At 55.0% G+C, this 16,366-nt stretch carries 16 protein-coding genes; 15 read left to right on the top strand and 1 reads right to left on the bottom strand.

Going from position 1 to position 16,366, the window contains the following annotated elements:
* Positions 1–28: 28 nt before the first annotated feature.
* The 12 genes from dapA (at position 29) to K341_RS11525 (ending at position 10,795) form a co-directional block, all read left to right on the top strand.
* Complete coding sequence (gene dapA, locus K341_RS0100680; RefSeq protein ID WP_026761520.1) at positions 29–913, top strand: 4-hydroxy-tetrahydrodipicolinate synthase; 885 nt, start codon at positions 29–31, stop codon at positions 911–913.
* 158 nt (positions 914–1,071) lie between these two features.
* Positions 1,072–1,854, top strand: coding sequence for a basic amino acid ABC transporter substrate-binding protein (locus K341_RS0100675; protein ID WP_026761519.1), 783 nt, complete (start codon positions 1,072–1,074; stop codon positions 1,852–1,854).
* A 12-nt stretch (positions 1,855–1,866) separates the two neighbouring features.
* Positions 1,867–2,865, top strand: a complete 999-nt coding sequence (mmuM, locus tag K341_RS0100670; protein ID WP_026761518.1) for a homocysteine S-methyltransferase — start codon at positions 1,867–1,869, stop codon at positions 2,863–2,865.
* 260 nt (positions 2,866–3,125) lie between these two features.
* The gene (locus tag K341_RS0100665) at positions 3,126–3,785 is read left to right on the top strand and encodes an amino acid ABC transporter permease (RefSeq protein WP_009438070.1); all 660 of its coding nucleotides are present in this window, start codon (positions 3,126–3,128) and stop codon (positions 3,783–3,785) included.
* Positions 3,778–4,497: an amino acid ABC transporter ATP-binding protein gene (locus K341_RS0100660; RefSeq protein ID WP_026761517.1), complete on the top strand. Its 720-nt coding sequence runs from the start codon at positions 3,778–3,780 to the stop codon at positions 4,495–4,497. The genes K341_RS0100665 and K341_RS0100660 overlap by 8 nt, the downstream gene beginning before the upstream one ends.
* Positions 4,498–4,518: 21 nt before the next feature.
* Positions 4,519–5,370, top strand: a complete 852-nt coding sequence (locus tag K341_RS0100655) for a DMT family transporter (RefSeq protein ID WP_037349277.1) — start codon at positions 4,519–4,521, stop codon at positions 5,368–5,370.
* 37 nt (positions 5,371–5,407) lie between these two features.
* Positions 5,408–6,211: an HD domain-containing protein gene (locus tag K341_RS0100650; protein WP_026761515.1), complete on the top strand. Its 804-nt coding sequence runs from the start codon at positions 5,408–5,410 to the stop codon at positions 6,209–6,211.
* A gap of 12 nt (positions 6,212–6,223) precedes the next feature.
* Positions 6,224–7,894: a glutamine--tRNA ligase/YqeY domain fusion protein gene (locus tag K341_RS0100645; protein WP_026761514.1), complete on the top strand. Its 1,671-nt coding sequence runs from the start codon at positions 6,224–6,226 to the stop codon at positions 7,892–7,894.
* A gap of 54 nt (positions 7,895–7,948) precedes the next feature.
* Positions 7,949–8,245, top strand: coding sequence for a hypothetical protein (locus K341_RS0100640; RefSeq protein WP_026761513.1), 297 nt, complete (start codon positions 7,949–7,951; stop codon positions 8,243–8,245).
* 32 nt (positions 8,246–8,277) lie between these two features.
* Positions 8,278–9,564, top strand: coding sequence for an ArsB/NhaD family transporter (locus K341_RS0100635; protein WP_009438039.1), 1,287 nt, complete (start codon positions 8,278–8,280; stop codon positions 9,562–9,564).
* Positions 9,565–9,728: 164 nt separating this feature from the next.
* On the top strand, positions 9,729–10,133 hold the full coding sequence (locus K341_RS0100630; protein ID WP_009438105.1) for a DUF2628 domain-containing protein: 405 nt from the start codon (positions 9,729–9,731) through the stop codon (positions 10,131–10,133).
* A 158-nt stretch (positions 10,134–10,291) separates the two neighbouring features.
* Entirely contained in the window at positions 10,292–10,795 is a 504-nt protein-coding gene (locus K341_RS11525; protein WP_248676852.1) for an NAD(P)H-dependent oxidoreductase, read from the top strand.
* A 156-nt stretch (positions 10,796–10,951) separates the two neighbouring features.
* Here K341_RS11525 and K341_RS0100620 read toward each other — a convergent pair whose 3' ends face one another.
* A complete protein-coding gene (locus K341_RS0100620; protein WP_026761512.1) occupies positions 10,952–11,944 on the bottom strand; it encodes an IS30 family transposase in 993 nt (330 codons plus the stop codon).
* Between the two features lie 326 nt (positions 11,945–12,270).
* On the opposite strand from K341_RS0100620, the gene K341_RS0100615 reads away from it, so the two are divergent.
* The 3 genes from K341_RS0100615 to K341_RS12880 all read left to right on the top strand — a co-directional run bounded on the left by K341_RS0100615 (position 12,271) and on the right by K341_RS12880 (position 16,357).
* The gene (locus K341_RS0100615) at positions 12,271–14,268 is read left to right on the top strand and encodes a HAMP domain-containing methyl-accepting chemotaxis protein (protein WP_026761511.1); all 1,998 of its coding nucleotides are present in this window, start codon (positions 12,271–12,273) and stop codon (positions 14,266–14,268) included.
* Between the two features lie 108 nt (positions 14,269–14,376).
* On the top strand, positions 14,377–16,014 hold the full coding sequence (locus K341_RS11520) for a hypothetical protein (RefSeq protein ID WP_248676851.1): 1,638 nt from the start codon (positions 14,377–14,379) through the stop codon (positions 16,012–16,014).
* A 64-nt stretch (positions 16,015–16,078) separates the two neighbouring features.
* Positions 16,079–16,357, top strand: a complete 279-nt coding sequence (locus K341_RS12880; RefSeq protein ID WP_248676850.1) for a hypothetical protein — start codon at positions 16,079–16,081, stop codon at positions 16,355–16,357.
* Positions 16,358–16,366: the final 9 nt, after the last annotated feature.

Below are 16,366 nucleotides of genomic sequence, written 5' to 3'. Positions count from 1 at the left end.
GGCAGATGATTTTGAGGAGGAGTTTTCCATGAAGAAGCCTATTTTCCGCGGTGCGGGTGTTGCGATCATCACGCCGTTTACAGAGACGGGCATCAACTATCCGGAACTCGGGCGTATCATTGACGATCAGATTGCGGGCGGCACGGACGCCATCATCATCACAGGAACGACGGGAGAGTCCTCAACGACTTCGGATGAGGAACATAAAGAGGCGATTCGGTTCGCTGTGGAGCACACGCGCGGACGCATCCCCGTCATCGCGGGCACGGGATCGAATGACACAACGTACGCCGTGCAGCTCTCGCAGTATGCGGAACGTGTGGGCGCGGATGCGCTGCTCCTCGTGACGCCGTATTACAATAAATGCACGCAGAACGGGCTGATTGCACATTATACGAAGATCGCGGACAGCGTGAACATCCCCGCGATCCTCTACAATGTGCCGTCGCGCACGGGCGTGTGCATCAAGACGGAGACCTATGCCGCGCTTGCGAAACACCCGCGCATCGTCGGGGTGAAGGAGGCAAGCGGCGATCTTTCGGCGATTCTGCGCCTGCGTGCGGCGGCGGGGGACGACCTCGTGCTATACTCGGGCAACGACGATCAGATCGTGCCGATTCTCTCGCTCGGGGGACAGGGCGTCATCTCCGTCCTATCGAACGTCGCACCGCGCATTGCGCACGATATCTGCCAAAATTACTTTGACGGCAATGTCACCGAAGCCACACGGCTCCAGATCGCATACGCCGATCTCATCGACGCGCTTTTCTGCGAGGTCAACCCGATCCCCGTCAAAACCGCGATGCGGATGCTGGGCTACAATACGGGCACGCTCCGTATGCCTCTCTCGGAACCGGAGCCTGCACATACGGCGCAGATCGAGGCGGCGCTGCGCGCACACAATCTCATTTAACAGCATAGGAAACGATAGAGAGCATCAACGTGCCGGACACGAGGATGCTCTTTTTGTTATATTGATTCACAAAAAAATTCTTTCTGTTGACACGGTGCATAATTTCATGTAATATATGTAAAACATATTTAGTATATATGAAATGGAGATGATTTATCGTGATATTATCAAAATACATTGTGCCGCTCCTCTTCGGCACTGCGGTCATTTTTGCTGCGGCTGGATGCGGCGGTACAAATGAGGCATCGGAGCAGGGCGGAAAATGGCGCGTCGGTACGGATGCGAGCTATGCACCGTTTGGATTTCAGGATGAGAAGACGCATGCCTATGTAGGCTATGACATCGACATCATCCGTGCGATTGCCGCAGCGCAGGGGCATGAGGTCGAGATCAAGAATCTCAATTTTGACGGTCTGATCCCAGCGCTCCAGACAGGTGATCTCGACATCGCTATATCGGATATGACCATCAACGAGGAGCGCGCGAAGAGCGTGGATTTCACCGATTCGTATTATAAGGCGGGACTGAGCATTGTCGTTCGTGCAGATGAGACGCGTTATAACGCGTTTGAGGATCTGCGCGGTCAAAAGGTCGGCGTGACGATTGGTTCGACGGGAGCAGAGGTCGGTGCGACCATTCCTGAGGTGCAGCTGCGCGAGTACAGCACGATTTCCGACGCATTCCTGGATCTGCAGAACGGCGGCGTTGACGCGGTGGTGAACGATACGCCTGTCGACGAATACTATGTGCAGGGACGCGGCAAGGACATCGCAAAAGTAGTGCCCGCGCAGATCAATCAAGAGGATCTCGGCATTGCTGTCAAGAAGGGGAATACCGAGCTTCTTGGTCAGCTCAATGCAGGACTGCGGACGATCAAGGAAAACGGGACGTACGCGGAAATCTACCGCAAGTGGTTTGGCAAAGAACCGCTGGTGCAGTGAGGGAGGTCTGTGTTGAATATCATAGAAGAACGTCTTGCTGTGTCAAATATCCTTGTACTTGACGGGGCGTTTGCAACGGAGCTGGAGGCGCGCGGCTTCTCGGTGAACGACGCGCTGTGGTCGGCGAAGGCGATCTTTGAGCGTCCCGATCTCGTGCGGGACGTCCATCTCGACTATCTGCGCGCGGGTGCGGACATCGTGACGAGCGCGAGCTATCAGGCGACGGTCGAGGGCTTTGTGAAAAAAGGCTTTACGGAGGAACAAGCAGCCGCGCTCATCGTACGATCCGTGGAGCTCGCACGCGAGGCGCGCGATATATATTGCTTGGAATCTCTCGCAGACGAATATCATGTGCAAGAGGAATCCACACGGGAGGAGCAGACTTCCTGTTCGTCGGATCGGCGTGAAAAAAGCGGCGGGGCGCCGCTCGTCGCTGCGTCCGTCGGACCCTATGGCGCGTATCTTGCCGATGGATCGGAGTACCGCGGCGACTACGGCGTGGATGAGGATGCGCTCACGGCGTTCCATGCCGATCGGCTCGTCCTTCTCGCGGAGGGGCAGCCCGACCTCCTCGCGTGCGAGACGCTGCCCTGTCTCCCGGAAGCGCGGGCGATCGTACGTGCGCTGCGCGAAAAGAAGATTCACATCCCCGCGTGGTTCTCGTTTTCCTGCCGTGACGGCGCGCATATCTCCGACGGCACGCCGATTGCGGACTGTGCGCGTTTCCTAGCCGGGGTGTCGGAGGCTGCTGCCGTCGGAGTGAACTGCACGGCACCGCAGTATATCCAGGATTTGATTCGTGCGATACGGCGCGAGACAGATAAGCCTGTCGTCGTCTATCCAAACTCGGGTGAGGATTATAGTGTCTCGGATAAATCGTGGCACGGCACGGCGGAGGACTTTGCCGCCGGAGCGCGGCGCTGGCGTACGGCGGGGGCGCGCATCATCGGCGGATGCTGCCGCACCTCTCCGCGAGATATCGCGGGTATCACCGCGTGGGCAAAAGCATAAAGGGAAGACTGCCGTATTAGATATTGGTATACGGCGGTCTTTTTATGTTTTTTATCTTTATGAAAACATGCATGATATGCTAGTTTTTATTCGATTTAGATTTATTATCATATCGTCCGAATTGATTTTTATAATTTTAGATGGAATATAGGATTATCCGAATTTTTCATTAACGCTTGTTGCTATTCATTTTCTGAGAGGGTATAATAGAAACTGAGTTTTTATACAACGCAAAAATATGATTGAATCGGGATGTGCTTATGAATTTAGACATGAATTTGATCGTGAACTCGTTCCCGCTGCTGCTGGTCGGCGCGGGGGTGACGATACAGATCACGGTACTTTCCACGACGATCGGCTTCATCGTCGGTCTCATCGTCGCTGTGGCGCGCATATCGAAGCTCAAGCCGCTGCGGATGCTCGCGGAGGTCTATGTGGAGTTCTTCCGCGGGACGCCGCTGCTCGTGCAGATCTTCCTCTTTTACTTTGCACTCCCCGTCATCACGGGACAGCGCATCGATCCCTTCATCGCGGCGATCTCCGCCTGCGGCATCAACTCCGGCGCATATGTGGCGGAGATCTTTCGTGCGGGCATTCAGTCCGTGGACGCAGGGCAGATGGAGGCGGGGCGCTCGCTCGGCATGACGTGGATACAGACGATGCGCTACATCATTGTGCCGCAGGCGTTCAAACGCGTGATCCCGCCGCTCGGCAACGAGTTCATCGCGATGCTGAAGGACTCGTCCCTCGTCTCGGTCATTGGGTTCGAGGAGCTGACGCGCCGCGGACAGCTCATCATCGCCAAAACATACGGCTCGATGGAGATTTGGCTGAGTGTCGCCGTCATCTATCTTGCGATGACGCTCACAATCTCGCGCCTTGTCGCGTATTTGGAACGGAGGTACCGGGTCAATGATTGAGATCAAAGGACTGCGCAAGTCGTTCGGCAAGGACGAGGTTCTGAAAGGGATTGACCTCTCGATCGACGAGAAGGAAGTTGTCGTCATCATCGGCCCCTCCGGTTCCGGCAAGAGCACGCTCCTCCGCTGCATGAACCATCTCGAAGAGCCGACGGCGGGCGAGGTTATCGTTGACGGCATCACGCTCTCGAGCGAGGCAAATATCAACAAGGTGCGCGAAGAGGTCGGCATGGTGTTCCAGCGCTTTAACCTCTTTCCCCATATGACGGTGCTTGAAAATATCATGCTCGCGCCGCTGAAAGTGCGGCACACGGCGCGCGGCGAGGCGGAGCAGACGGCGCGCGCTCTCCTCACGCGCGTGGGACTCGCGGAGAAGGCGGACGCCTACCCCGACAACCTCTCGGGCGGGCAGCAGCAGCGCGTGGCGATTGCACGCGCGCTTGCGATGCATCCGAAGGTCATGCTCTTTGACGAGCCGACCTCGGCACTCGACCCCGAGATGGTCGGCGAGGTGCTTGACGTCATGCGCTCGCTCGCCGAGGAGGGCATGACGATGGTCATTGTGACGCACGAGATGGGCTTTGCCCGCGAAGTCGGCGACCGGCTGCTCTTTGTGGACGACGGGCGCATCATCGAGTCCGGCGTGCCGCGCGAGGTGTTTGAGCATCCGCAGGAAGAGCGCACACGCAGCTTCCTCTCCAAGGTGCTGTAATTGGGGAATCTGCGCGGTGTAATGATGCTCCTCACGGCGTCGCTGTTTTGGGGAACGACGTTTGTGGCGCAGGTTGTGGGCATGGAGGGGCTTGGTCCCTATACCTATGCGGCGCTGCGGTTTACACTCGGCGCCGCGTGCTTGACCTTGCTGTGGCTCCTCTATCGCGGAAAACGCACGCAGATGCGGCGGGCGGGAACGTATCGCTCCGGCTTTCGCGCGGGGCTTCCGGTCGGGCTTGCCATGTTCGTGGGCGTCACAATGCAGCAGGTCGCCCTGCTCTATACCACGGCGGGAAAGACCGCGTTCATCACGACGCTCTACATCGTCCTCGTGCCGATCGGCGCGGTGCTCCTCGGGCAGCGCATCCGCGCGGTCAACTGGATCGGCGCGCTGCTTGCATTCCTCGGCGTGTATTTCCTCTCGGCATACGGCGCGTCGGATCTCAATATGGGAGATATGATTGTATTTGTGAGCGCATTCTTTTGGATGGCGCAGATTCTGCTCATTGACCGCTTTGCCCGCGCGGTGGACGGTATCGAGCTGTGTCTCGTACAGATCCTCGTCTGTGTCGTGGGGAGCACGGTGCTCGCGGTTCTCTACGAGACATGCACCCTGGCGGCGATCGCGGGGGCGGCGGTGCCGATCCTCTACGGCGGTATCTTCTCCTGCGGCGTCGCCTATACCTGTCAGATTCTCGGACAGGCGTATGTGCGCCCGGCGCAGGCGGCGGTGATTCTCTCGCTCGAAGCGGCGATTGCCGCCGTTACCGGCTGGCTGATCCTCGGTGAGGTCATGAGCGGCGTGCAGGTCGGCGGCTGTCTGCTCCTGCTTGCGGGTGCGCTCATTACACAGATTCCTGCAAAATCCTGAGCGTCTCTGCAACGATTATGTGAAAGGAGGAACGAATATGGACGAAATCCTGCATGAGATGCACGCGTGGATGCACGCCTATATGCGTTCCTATCACACGGACGATGACGATGTGATGCTCGGGATTCGGCTCAAGGAGATTCACACCGGCTATGTGACCGCGAATGCGCGCGCCCTTGCGCAGCACCTCGGATGCACGCCGCACGATACGGCGCTTGCGGAGATCATCGGTCTCTTTCACGATGTGGGACGGTTCCGCCAATATGCCGTTTATCAAACATTTAACGATGCGCAGTCGGAGGATCACGCGGAACTCGGATTGAAGGTGATCGCGGAGCACGACCTCTTGAGCGAACTATGCGCGGCGGATACCGAACTCGTACGATTCGCGATCAAATATCACAATAAGAAGGAAATACCCGCGTGCGACGATCGGCGAAAAATATTTTTCGCAAAGCTCATCCGCGACGCGGACAAACTCGACATCTACCGCGTCCTCCTGCCGTTCCTCTCACCCGACGGGGCGGACAAAGCGCCGAAATTCGTGCCGTCGGATGCGGCGCAGGAGGTCAGTCCGGACTTTATCGCGGACTTTGCGGCGGGACGTCAGGCGGACTACTATCGGCTCAGGACGCACGGCGACCGCAAGATCGTGCGGCTCATGTGGATTTACGACATCAATTTTGTATGGACGCTGCGGCGCATCAAGAGCCGCGGTTATATCGACGCATTCATCGAGAGTCTCCCCCCGCAGGCGGGCATTGCCGAGGGGGTCGCGCGGATGCGTGCCTATGTGGCACGCCGCTGCGGCGAAGAGGACAAGATGGAATTATATGGATAGAGGGACAAAGCAATGGCGGAAGCAGCGAAAACATCGAATTTTATCCGGAACATCATCGACGATGATCTGCGCAGCGGGAAGCATACGGCGGGCATTCATACGCGCTTTCCGCCCGAGCCGAACGGCTATCTGCACATCGGACATGCTAAATCCATCTGCCTGAACTTCGGCATCGCCGAGGACTACCGGGGACTGTGCAATCTGCGCTTTGACGATACGAACCCGACGAAAGAGGACGTCGAGTATGTGGACTCCATTCAAGAGGACATCCGCTGGCTCGGATTCTCGTGGGACGACCGCCGTTTCTATGCCTCGGATTACTTTGAGCAGCTTTACGATTATGCCGTTCGGCTCATCGAAAAGGGACTTGCCTATGTGGACGATCTCACGGCGGATGAGATTCGCGCGTACCGCGGCACGCTGACCGAGCCGGGGAAGGAAAGCCCGTACCGCAATCGGAGTGTCGAGGAAAACTTAGACCTCTTCCGGCGGATGCGCGCGGGGGAGTTCCCGGACGGTTCGCGTGTCCTGCGTGCAAAGATCGATATGGCATCGCCCAATCTCGTCATGCGCGATACGGTCATCTACCGCATCGCCCATGCGCATCATCACCGGACGGGGGACGCGTGGTGCATCTACCCCATGTATGACTTTGCGCATCCGCTCTCGGATGCGATCGAGGGCATCACGCACTCGATTTGCACGCTCGAGTTCGAGGAGCACCGCCCGTTCTATGATTGGCTGCTCGAAGCGTTGGGGTTTGATGTCAACACGCGCCCGCGTCAGATCGAGTTCGCGCGGCTGAACCTCTCGGGTGCGATCACGAGCAAGCGCAAGCTGCGTCGTCTCGTCGAGGAGGGGCATGTGCGCGGCTGGGACGATCCGCGAATGCCGACCATCTCCGGAATGCGCCGCCGCGGGTATCCGCCCGCCGCGATCCGTGCGTTCTGCGAGGAGATCGGCGTTGCCAAGAGCAACAGCACAGTGGACAGCGCCATGCTCGAGCACGCCGTTCGCGACGAGCTGAACAGGCACGCGCCGCGCATCATGGCGGTGCTGCGCCCCGTGAAGCTCGTGCTCACGAACTACCCTGCGGGCGAGACGGAGTACCTTTTGGCGGAGAACAGTCCGACGCACGGCGGGCATCGCTATGTACCGTTTGGGCGCGAGCTCTACATCGACCGCGAGGACTTCATGGAGGATGCACCGAAAAAATTCTTCCGCCTGAAACCGGGCGGCGAGGTGCGGCTCAAGCATGCCTACATCATCAAATGCGAGGAAGTCGTCAAGGATGCAGCGGGCAATCTCGTCGAACTGCGCTGCACCTACGATCCCGAGACGCGCAGCGGCGGCGCCGCGGCCAATCGGAAGGTCAAGGGGACGATCCAGTGGGTCTCGGCGCAGCACGCGCTCACGGCGGAGGTTCGTCTCTATGACAGTCTGCTGCGTGCGGAGGAGAGCGAGGAAGAGGAGAACGATGATTTCATCGCAGCGCTCAATCCGCACTCCCTTGAGATTTTGACGGACGCGAAGATCGAGCCGAGTGCTGCGCTTACGGCGGCAGGGACGAGCTATCAGTTCCTGCGCGTCGGTTACTTTGTCGTTGACCCGGACACAACGCCGGATCATATAGTGTTCAACCGTATTGTCGGGCTGAAGGACTCGTGGAGCAAGGTGAAGTGAGTCCCGCGCACGGGCAATAGTTCATGCCGCCGCGGCGGCATAAGGAGGTTTGCCGTGGCAAAGATTCCCAAAGGTCTGTCCGATACAGCCATGATGCAGGGGCACGAGGGTGAGGAGACGCTCGAAGAGACCCTGCTGCGCAGGGAGCAAGAGGCAGAGGAGCGCGCCCGCCGAGCGGCGGCAAAAGAACCTCCCGCCGACCTTGCGCGTGCGGGGCTCAGCGCCGCGCAGACGGAAGAACTTGGCCGCGCGCTCATGGAGCTGAAGCTGACGCTTGCACAGGAGCAAGTGACGAACTACAAGCTCAAAATCAAGCGCAGCGGACGCCAAGTGATCATCACGGCGACGTGATGCGTTTCTCTTGATGAGAAGAAGGATGTGTAATGATGGAAACAGCAACAACTGTGGCGATCGTGATCTTCGTCGCCGCGTATGCACTCATCATCTCCGAAAAGGTGCACCGCACCATTGTCGGACTTTTCGGCGCCATGCTCATGATCCTCTTTGGCATATTGGATCAGGAGACGGCCGTACATCACGTCGACTTCAATACGATCGGACTGCTCATGGGCATGATGATCATCGTCAATATCACAAGCGAGACAGGGCTTTTTAACTTCCTCGCGATATGGGCGGCACAGAAAGTAAAGGCACAGCCGATTGCGCTGCTCGTCGTGCTCTCGTCGATCACGATGGTCTGCTCCGCGCTGCTCGACAACGTGACGACGGTGCTCCTCACCGTCCCTATCACGTTCAGCATCACCTCACAGCTCAAGGTGGACGTCATGCCGTATCTCATATCGCAGATTCTAGCCTCCAACATCGGCGGCACGGCGACGCTCATCGGCGACCCGCCGAACATCATGATCGGCAGCGCGGTGGGGCTTGACTTCATGGATTTTGTTGCGAACCTGACGCTCATCTCCGTCCTCATCTTCGTGCTCGTGCAGATCATCCTGATTTTCCTCTATAAAAAAGGGATGCACACACAGCCGGAGCTCCAGGAAAAGATCATGCGTCTCCCCGCGGGCGCGCAGATCACGGATCACACACTCCTCAGAAAATGCCTTGCCGTCATCGCTCTCACGATCACGCTCTTCGTCCTGCACGGCAGTCTTGGTCTTGAGTCCGCAACCGTCGCGCTCTTCGGCGCGGGGCTCCTGCTCCTCATCACGGCGACGCGAGACGAGAATATGATCACCAAGGTGCTCTCAAAGATCGAATGGCCGGCGATCTTCTTCTTCGGCGGACTCTTCATCCTCGTCGGTGCGCTTGTCGAGACGGGCGTCATCCGGATGCTCGCAGCGGAGGCGATCAAGGTCACGAACGGCAACGAGGATGCGACGGCGATGCTCATCCTGTGGATGAGCGCGATTGCCTCCGCGTTCATCGACAACATCCCGTTCGTCGCAACGCTCATCCCGCTCATTCAGGATATGGGACAAATGGGGCTCAGCGACCTCACCCCGATGTGGTGGTCGCTCGCGCTTGGCGCCTGCCTCGGCGGCAACGGCACGCTCATCGGCGCGAGTGCGAACGTCGTCGTCGCGTCCATGGCGGCACAGCGCGGACGCCCGATCTCCTTCCTCAGCTTTATGAAGGTCGCATTCCCCGTTATGATCTTCACGATCATCGTCTCGAGTGTGTACGTCTATCTCCGCTATCTCTAAGCATGATACAGATATACCGGATGGGATATTGTGACCCCCTTTCGCAGTGCTGAATACCAACAAAGCCGTTTGAATGGTTCATATCGTACCGTATGCGTTTGCCGGAATGCGGTACGATATGAATTTATTATTTTATACATTCTTGTTTTAAGGAGGTTATAGTAATGGACGTGCAGGATCGAGAATACTTTGGCAAAGTATATAGTGAAAAATGGGCAAAACGATTTGCTTTCTATGAGAACTACGGAAAACCCTACAGTAAAGAGGGGGCTTTGGCACTCAAATCCATGGGATTGTTTGAACGCTCGAACATCACAATCAATCTCTGGGTGATGCTCGTCGGATTCATATTCTTTCTTACCAAGGGCATGTGGCGATCCGCACTTGTTCAAGTTCTGACCCTCGTTGCGGTTGGCCTCGTGCTGGATGCGCTCGGGTTTTCCCACAGAGCAATCAAAGCGTGCAGCTACGGAGTCAATTTCCTCTTCGCGATACTTGCCAATTATGCATATTACATGAAGGAAAAAACAGGGAAGGAGTCCTGGAATATCTTCCAATTCATCCGATAGACTGTGTTGGCGCGTCTGCTGCGGCAGCCTGCGCTTTTGCATCAAGGGGAGCGCTGCACGCGTATTTTTTCAGGAAAAATCGGAGTGTACTCTAGTATAGACGCATTACCGCTTCCGTGCTACAATGAGCACAGTGGAATGAATGGGAGGAATATCCGATGAAAAATGTGCTTGTGGTCTCCGGTCATACGGATCTGAACGATTCTGTCGCAAACAAAACCATCATGGAAGAGTTGGCGAAGCTCATCCCTTCGGTTGAGTTTGACTATCTTGACAAATTGTATCCGGACTATAAAATCGACATCGCCGCCGAACAGGCAAAGCTTGAGAAAGCGGACGTTGTCGTGCTCCAGTTTCCCGTGTTTTGGTACTCTCTGCCGTCGCTCCTCGAGCGCTGGATGGAAGAGACGTTCAAGCATGGCTGGTCACATGGACGAACAGGTGATAAATTGAAGGGCAAGAAGCTTGTCGTATCACTCACGACCGGCACGCCTGCCGAGATGTACAGCAAGGAGGGAGCTGCCGGGCACGAGATCGATGAATACCTCCTGCCGGTCGTCTCCACCTGTGCACTCTGCGGCATGGAGTATGCCGGACGCGTCTACACCCCGGGAATGTCTCCTATGCGACACGCTCGGATGCGGCGGCGGTTGCCGATATGAAAAAGCGCAGTGCACAGCATGCGGATAAACTCGCACAGCTCATCAAAACACTTTGAGACTCAAATAAAATAGTACATACGGCATCGCTGCGCTTTGCATTGATGTCGTTTTGTTTTGCGATTATACTCTTGGAGAATGATTTTAGAGGGTGAATTGTCAAGTCAAGTGCAACACTTTATTGAAAAAGACTTCATAAGGAGTTCTCCATCCTAAGCATTTACGCGGACGCATGTTAAGCTCATGCACGACTCTTTGCACATCCTCCTCACGTACCTCGTCAAGTGATCGGTCTTTTGGGAAGTATTCGCGCAGGAGCCCGTTTGTATTTTCATTGGTTCCGCGCTGCCATGGCTGATGTGGTGGTGGAAAGTAGTAGGGCACATGCAGTGCCTCAGTCACTTGTCTATGTTTGGCAAACTCCTTGCCCCTGTCCGGCGTAATCGTATGTACGGGATAGACCTTCAAGGCATCAATCGTTGCGTCCCTTACTGCCTCACTCGTCTTTTTAGGCAGCTTTCGTCCAATTAAGAACCGGCTCTTTCGATCTGCTTTCGTTAGCAGACACGCGCCACCTGTCCTTCCTGCAACCGTATCACCTTCCCAGTCGCCAATGCGACCACGGTTGTTTGCGATTGCCGGGCGATCCGTTAAGTCGTTACTGATGATGATTTTGCCGCGCCGTTCTACCTCTGCTTTGTTATGACGAGGTTTTCCACGATGCCTCAGTTTCCGTTTCGCTTTGTTTACGCCGGGATATCGGCGCCTTGTCGCGGCGTCAAATACACCTGCGTAAATCGCACGATAGATCGTCGCTGTGCTAATGACAGGAACGCCACGCTCCCTGCGTAGGCGCATAGAGATTTGCTCCGGAGACCATTGATGGTCTAGGAATTTGTTCTCCACGAGCTGTGATAGGTATTTATCGTCTAGCTTTCTATGCGGTTTACATGCCTTGCGACGTTTTGCATATTTCCCCTGTGCAAGACATGGCGTGTACTGTTCTTTGACACTGTTGCGCTTGCGTTCACGGCTGATGGTTGACTTGTTACGTTTGAGAGTTGCCGCAATCTTTGTGAGGCTAAGCCCTTGAGCAAGATATATTGCTAGCTTTTCTCGCTCAAGAATGGTAAGATGATGGTAGTGGCTCATAGCGGTGCTCCTCCGTTTGTGGTTTTTCTTGCTAACACCATTATACAGGAGTTTTTTCGTTATGAGTCCTTTTCTTTGTTAAATTGTGTTGCACTTAGATTGTACATCCAAGAGGAATAAAATATTGTTCTGTATTGAATTTAGACGACTTAATCAGATAAGTAATATCAATGGAAACATAAGGAGGAAATACATATATTAGAAAAGTAGAATAATTCTGCAATATAAAATTTTAGATATACAATAAAAAACGTGACATCAGAGTAAAAAATAGTTATAATGAGAGCGTAATATATTGGGGGATTGTCAGAAAGGAGTCTGAGGGGATGTTTCAAAATGCAAGTGTCAAAACAAAGATGGTCGTCATTCTTATTCTCATCAGCGCAGTGCCGCTGCTCATCAGCATCGGCGTCAATTTTTACAGCACGGTGAGCCGGGGAATTGAGCAGCTGCAAGCAGTGAGTCAGCAACGTGTCAAGGTGATCGATTCCAATATCACGGGGCTGTTTGAGGAGAACCGCAACGGGATCAAGGCACTCGCCGGGAGCGGAGAGACGATTCGCTATCTTGAGAACCCTGTGGAAAATGCGGCGGATATGGAGGGCTCTCTGAAGCGTACGAATGATATCTTTAAGGATGCAAATCAGACACTTATCACCGATACGAACGGGCAGCAGCTCCTGCGCAGCGATGGGAAAGAGCCTGTAAATACGGCGACGCGTGCCTATTTCAAGGATGCCATGGCGGGCAAGGAGAGTATTTCGGATATCGTTGTCAGCAAGGCGACAGGGCGGTTTATCTCCGTTATTGCCGTGCCTGTATTTGACGCACAGAAAAAGGTCGTCGGCATGGTGCAGCGGGATTATGACCTCGGCGTGATTGCGGACTTTGTGAAGGCGGCATCGGACGAACATACGCGCGTCTTTATCATTGACAGTCATGGGAAAGACCTTGCGGATTCCGAGGTCAAGATTGAAAAAGAAGAAGACCGCACGGACTCCAGTGGGTACGACTTTGTGAAGGACGCGCTCGCGGGCAATGCGGGGACGACGGAAGTCACCTTCAAAGACGGGAATACCTACTATGTGAGTTATGACCGGAACGATACGACGGGGTGGGTCATTGCGACAGCAACGCCGAAGTCCTACGTGCTGTCGGTGGGGATTCAGGCGGCGATTCCAATCATTATTTTGGGGATCATCCTCGTTGCGGCAGCGGGCGGGCTTGCCTATTTCATGGCCGGAAAGGCGACGGCACCGCTTATTCGCATGGGCAGTGCAGCGGAGGAAATCGCAGGCGGCAACCTTGCGATTGAAAAGCTCACCGTGGATTCGGGCGATGAGTTCGGGCGCATGGCGGCGGCATTCAACCATATGACGGAACGCCTGTCCGGCGTGCTCCGAAGCGCAAAGAACAGCGCCGAGTCCGTTGCAACGGCATCCGAGCACCTCACAGAGAACTCTGAACAGACTTCGCAGGCATCGAACCTCGTTGCAGACTCCATCATGCAGGTCGCAGAAGGGACGGTCAAACAGAAAGAAGCCGTCACGGAGGCAATCGAGGTTGTTGAGGACATGGATCGCCAGCTCACGATTCTTTCGGACAATTCCCGGAGCATCACCGAAGCGTCGCAGTCGGCGCATAACGCGGCCACCGACGGTGCGGACAAGGTGGAGCAGGCGGTTGGGAATATGGGCAAGCTCGAAACGACGGTCAAGGAAACCGAGGGCATCATCCGTGCACTCGGTGAGCAGTCGAAGCAAATCGGCGAAATCGTCGATACCATTTCCGGGATCGCCGAACAGACGAATCTCCTCGCTCTCAATGCCGCTATCGAAGCGGCGCGCGCCGGCGAACACGGGCGCGGATTTGCCGTCGTCGCCGAGGAGGTGCGCAAGCTCGCCGAACAGTCGGGCAGTGCCACAGAGAATATCACGAGCATCATCACCGAGATTCAAAAACGTACGCAGGAAGCTGTTGTTTCCATGCAGACCGGCACGGAGATGACCATCGGCAGTGTGCAGTCGGTGCATGAGGCGGGCGAAGCATTCCGGGAGATTGTCGCACAGATCACGCAGCTCATGGAGCGCATCGCGTATTCTGCCGAGGCGATCAAGGCGACAAATGAGGGGAGCAAGCGGATCACGGCGTCTATCCGCAGCATCGAAGAAGTCGCTGCGTCCCTTGCGGACGAGACGCAGACCGTCTCTGCAGCGACCGAGGAGCAGACGGCATCCGTCCACGAAGTGGCCTCGGCAAGCAAGCATCTCTCGGAGATGGCGACTGAGCTTCAGTCGGCGGTCGAGACGTTTAAGCTGAGCTGACAAGAAAAATTAATATAACACACAGAAAGAGCCGATGCGTGCATATATTTGCGCGGCGGCTCTTTCTATATATTTTTTATAAATACGTTATAAAAAGATCGCGCAGAAATGCGCGCGGAGCTCGACGAATACATCGCCCCCGCGCTTGCACGCCTCAAAGACGACATGGGAAAAGGCGGTCAAATTCTCACGGTGAAGGATGATGTCGGCAACGATACATACATCCGTTACAGCGAAAATGATCTATGGTATCGGGATTTCTTCAAGGAACATAAGCGCAAGCCGACTGTTGCAGAACTCGAGGATATGGCGGTTGCCATGGTAACGGGCGATGCGTCTGCGCCGAAGGTCGAGGGATGGATCCCCGATAGTGCCGAAACGGCGGAGGCAATGGCAGAAGCCGCTCCTGCGATTGAGAAGCTGCGCGATAACCTTTCCGTGATGGAGCGCATCAAGCCGCACATGAAGGAAATGACGAGCGCGGAAATGAAGCTCACGGAGGGACTATCCCCCGAGGCTTTCCATGTGTACCAGGATCTGTCGAAGAAGCTCACGGCGATCGGCGGGCAGACGGCACCCGTCGCGCGTCTCAATGCGATCCTCTTTGCCCGTCATGCGGATATCTTTGCAAATGCCGTATCGAAAAAGACGGGCGAGAAGCTGACAGCGAAAGACTATTACGAGCGGTTCTTCGGGCTGGACAGCGAGGGGAAGTACCAGGCTGATCTGCATCAGGCGGTTGCACAAGGTGTAAACCTTAATGAGAACGTTCCTGTGCTTGACTTTGACAGCATGGCGAACGTACTCAAGAAAGCGGATAAGAAAGCCGTGCTCGCCTACATTCGCTCTCTTAGCACAATAGCGCCAATTCCGACGGCAGACTTCTGCGCGCTTGTTGGGATTCCTGCTAATACAGATACCTACGGTCAAAAACATATCGTGTTTGGTAAATCGCAGGGTGATCCTAGAAATGTTAAAGCGCGCAATAAGACGCTCAGTAATCTTGCGACTGTCCTTCAAAATGCACGTGTCATTGATATTTCTTCGAACACAAAAGCTAAGCCCTCAAAGGGACTCACGGGGCGCGCACGCACAGTGCAAGAGCGGAAAAATTATCGCATCATGGTCCCCATAAAAGCGGGGGGACAGCTTAAAACGCTTATTATTACAGCAGAGGATATGAACGGGGCAGTCTCCATTAGCCCGCAGAATGTATCACTTTATGAGATTGAAATTACACACAAAAAAGGAACCCCGTACCACGGCACCACCAAGGGTGTAAATGTGGCCAACGGAGTCCCTTCGCATATAACTATAAGGGATATGCTGCGCGGTGTCAAGGATACAGACAAGAATTTTTATATCGACCCTGTGACGGGGAAAGCGAATTTCGATCCGATTCATTCTCTGCCGCAGCAGGTATTCAATCAAATCGCATGGCACGGCTCGCCGTATGAATTCACCTCGTTTGACCTCGGCATGATTGGCATGGGTGAGGGACATCAGGCACACGGGTGGGGACTGTATTTTGCGAAGGATCGACATATTTCCGAAGCCTATAAGACATGGCTGGAACACATGCCTAAAGTGCATACAAAGACAGACACCTATACACTTGATGAAGAAGGACGCTGGATTTTAGAGAAAAGCGGCACTCGGTTTGAAGACGGCTCTCCTGTGGATCAATCGCTCATGGCTTTTGAAGGGGCAGAGGGCGATCTTGCTGCGGCAAAAGAGGATGTTTAAGAAGCAGCTTGCATTTTTTCAAGATCACAAAATGGAGAAGAGCGCCGCTATCATGCGGGAGGCTTTGGATATCCTTGAAAAAGAGGGCGGAGAGTGGCAGATTGAACACGATAAACCGACGCTCTATCAAGTGGAGATTCCGGATGAAGAGTATATGTTCTATGAAAACATGACCGTTGCGGCGCAGAACGACTATGTGAAAACGCGTATTGAAAAAGTTGCTGCAAGTCTCACAGAGGAGCAGCGAAGCCGATTTGCCGACGGCGCTATGAATTGTTGCCCAACATACGTAAATGAGGAAATCCGGAAAACATTTTGCTTTTCTATGAAAAATCTCGTATAATGAGCAACA

Origin of the sequence: Centipeda artemidis DSM 19719 (genome assembly GCF_000426665.1) — a bacterium.
In the GTDB taxonomy this organism is placed as follows: Bacteria; Bacillota; Negativicutes; order Selenomonadales; family Selenomonadaceae; genus Centipeda; species Centipeda artemidis.
The sequence above is the reverse complement of the archived record's forward strand: the minus strand, read 5'-3'. Positions and strand labels throughout refer to the sequence as shown.

What these genes read in the sequence shown, in the direction of transcription:
- K341_RS11520 (WP_248676851.1), top strand. Translation starts at nt 14,377, where the DNA reads ATGCGCGCGGAGCTCGACGAATACATCGCCCCCGCGCTTGCACGCCTC.
- K341_RS0100620 (WP_026761512.1), bottom strand. Translation starts at nt 11,944, where the DNA reads ATGAGCCACTACCATCATCTTACCATTCTTGAGCGAGAAAAGCTAGCA.
- K341_RS0100650 (WP_026761515.1), top strand. Translation starts at nt 5,408, where the DNA reads ATGGACGAAATCCTGCATGAGATGCACGCGTGGATGCACGCCTATATG.
- K341_RS0100630 (WP_009438105.1), top strand. Translation starts at nt 9,729, where the DNA reads ATGGACGTGCAGGATCGAGAATACTTTGGCAAAGTATATAGTGAAAAA.
- K341_RS0100665 (WP_009438070.1), top strand. Translation starts at nt 3,126, where the DNA reads ATGAATTTAGACATGAATTTGATCGTGAACTCGTTCCCGCTGCTGCTG.
- K341_RS0100660 (WP_026761517.1), top strand. Translation starts at nt 3,778, where the DNA reads ATGATTGAGATCAAAGGACTGCGCAAGTCGTTCGGCAAGGACGAGGTT.
- K341_RS11525 (WP_248676852.1), top strand. Translation starts at nt 10,292, where the DNA reads ATGAAAAATGTGCTTGTGGTCTCCGGTCATACGGATCTGAACGATTCT.
- dapA (WP_026761520.1), top strand. Translation starts at nt 29, where the DNA reads ATGAAGAAGCCTATTTTCCGCGGTGCGGGTGTTGCGATCATCACGCCG.
- K341_RS0100635 (WP_009438039.1), top strand. Translation starts at nt 8,278, where the DNA reads ATGATGGAAACAGCAACAACTGTGGCGATCGTGATCTTCGTCGCCGCG.
- K341_RS0100645 (WP_026761514.1), top strand. Translation starts at nt 6,224, where the DNA reads ATGGCGGAAGCAGCGAAAACATCGAATTTTATCCGGAACATCATCGAC.
- K341_RS0100615 (WP_026761511.1), top strand. Translation starts at nt 12,271, where the DNA reads ATGTTTCAAAATGCAAGTGTCAAAACAAAGATGGTCGTCATTCTTATT.
- K341_RS0100655 (WP_037349277.1), top strand. Translation starts at nt 4,519, where the DNA reads ATGATGCTCCTCACGGCGTCGCTGTTTTGGGGAACGACGTTTGTGGCG.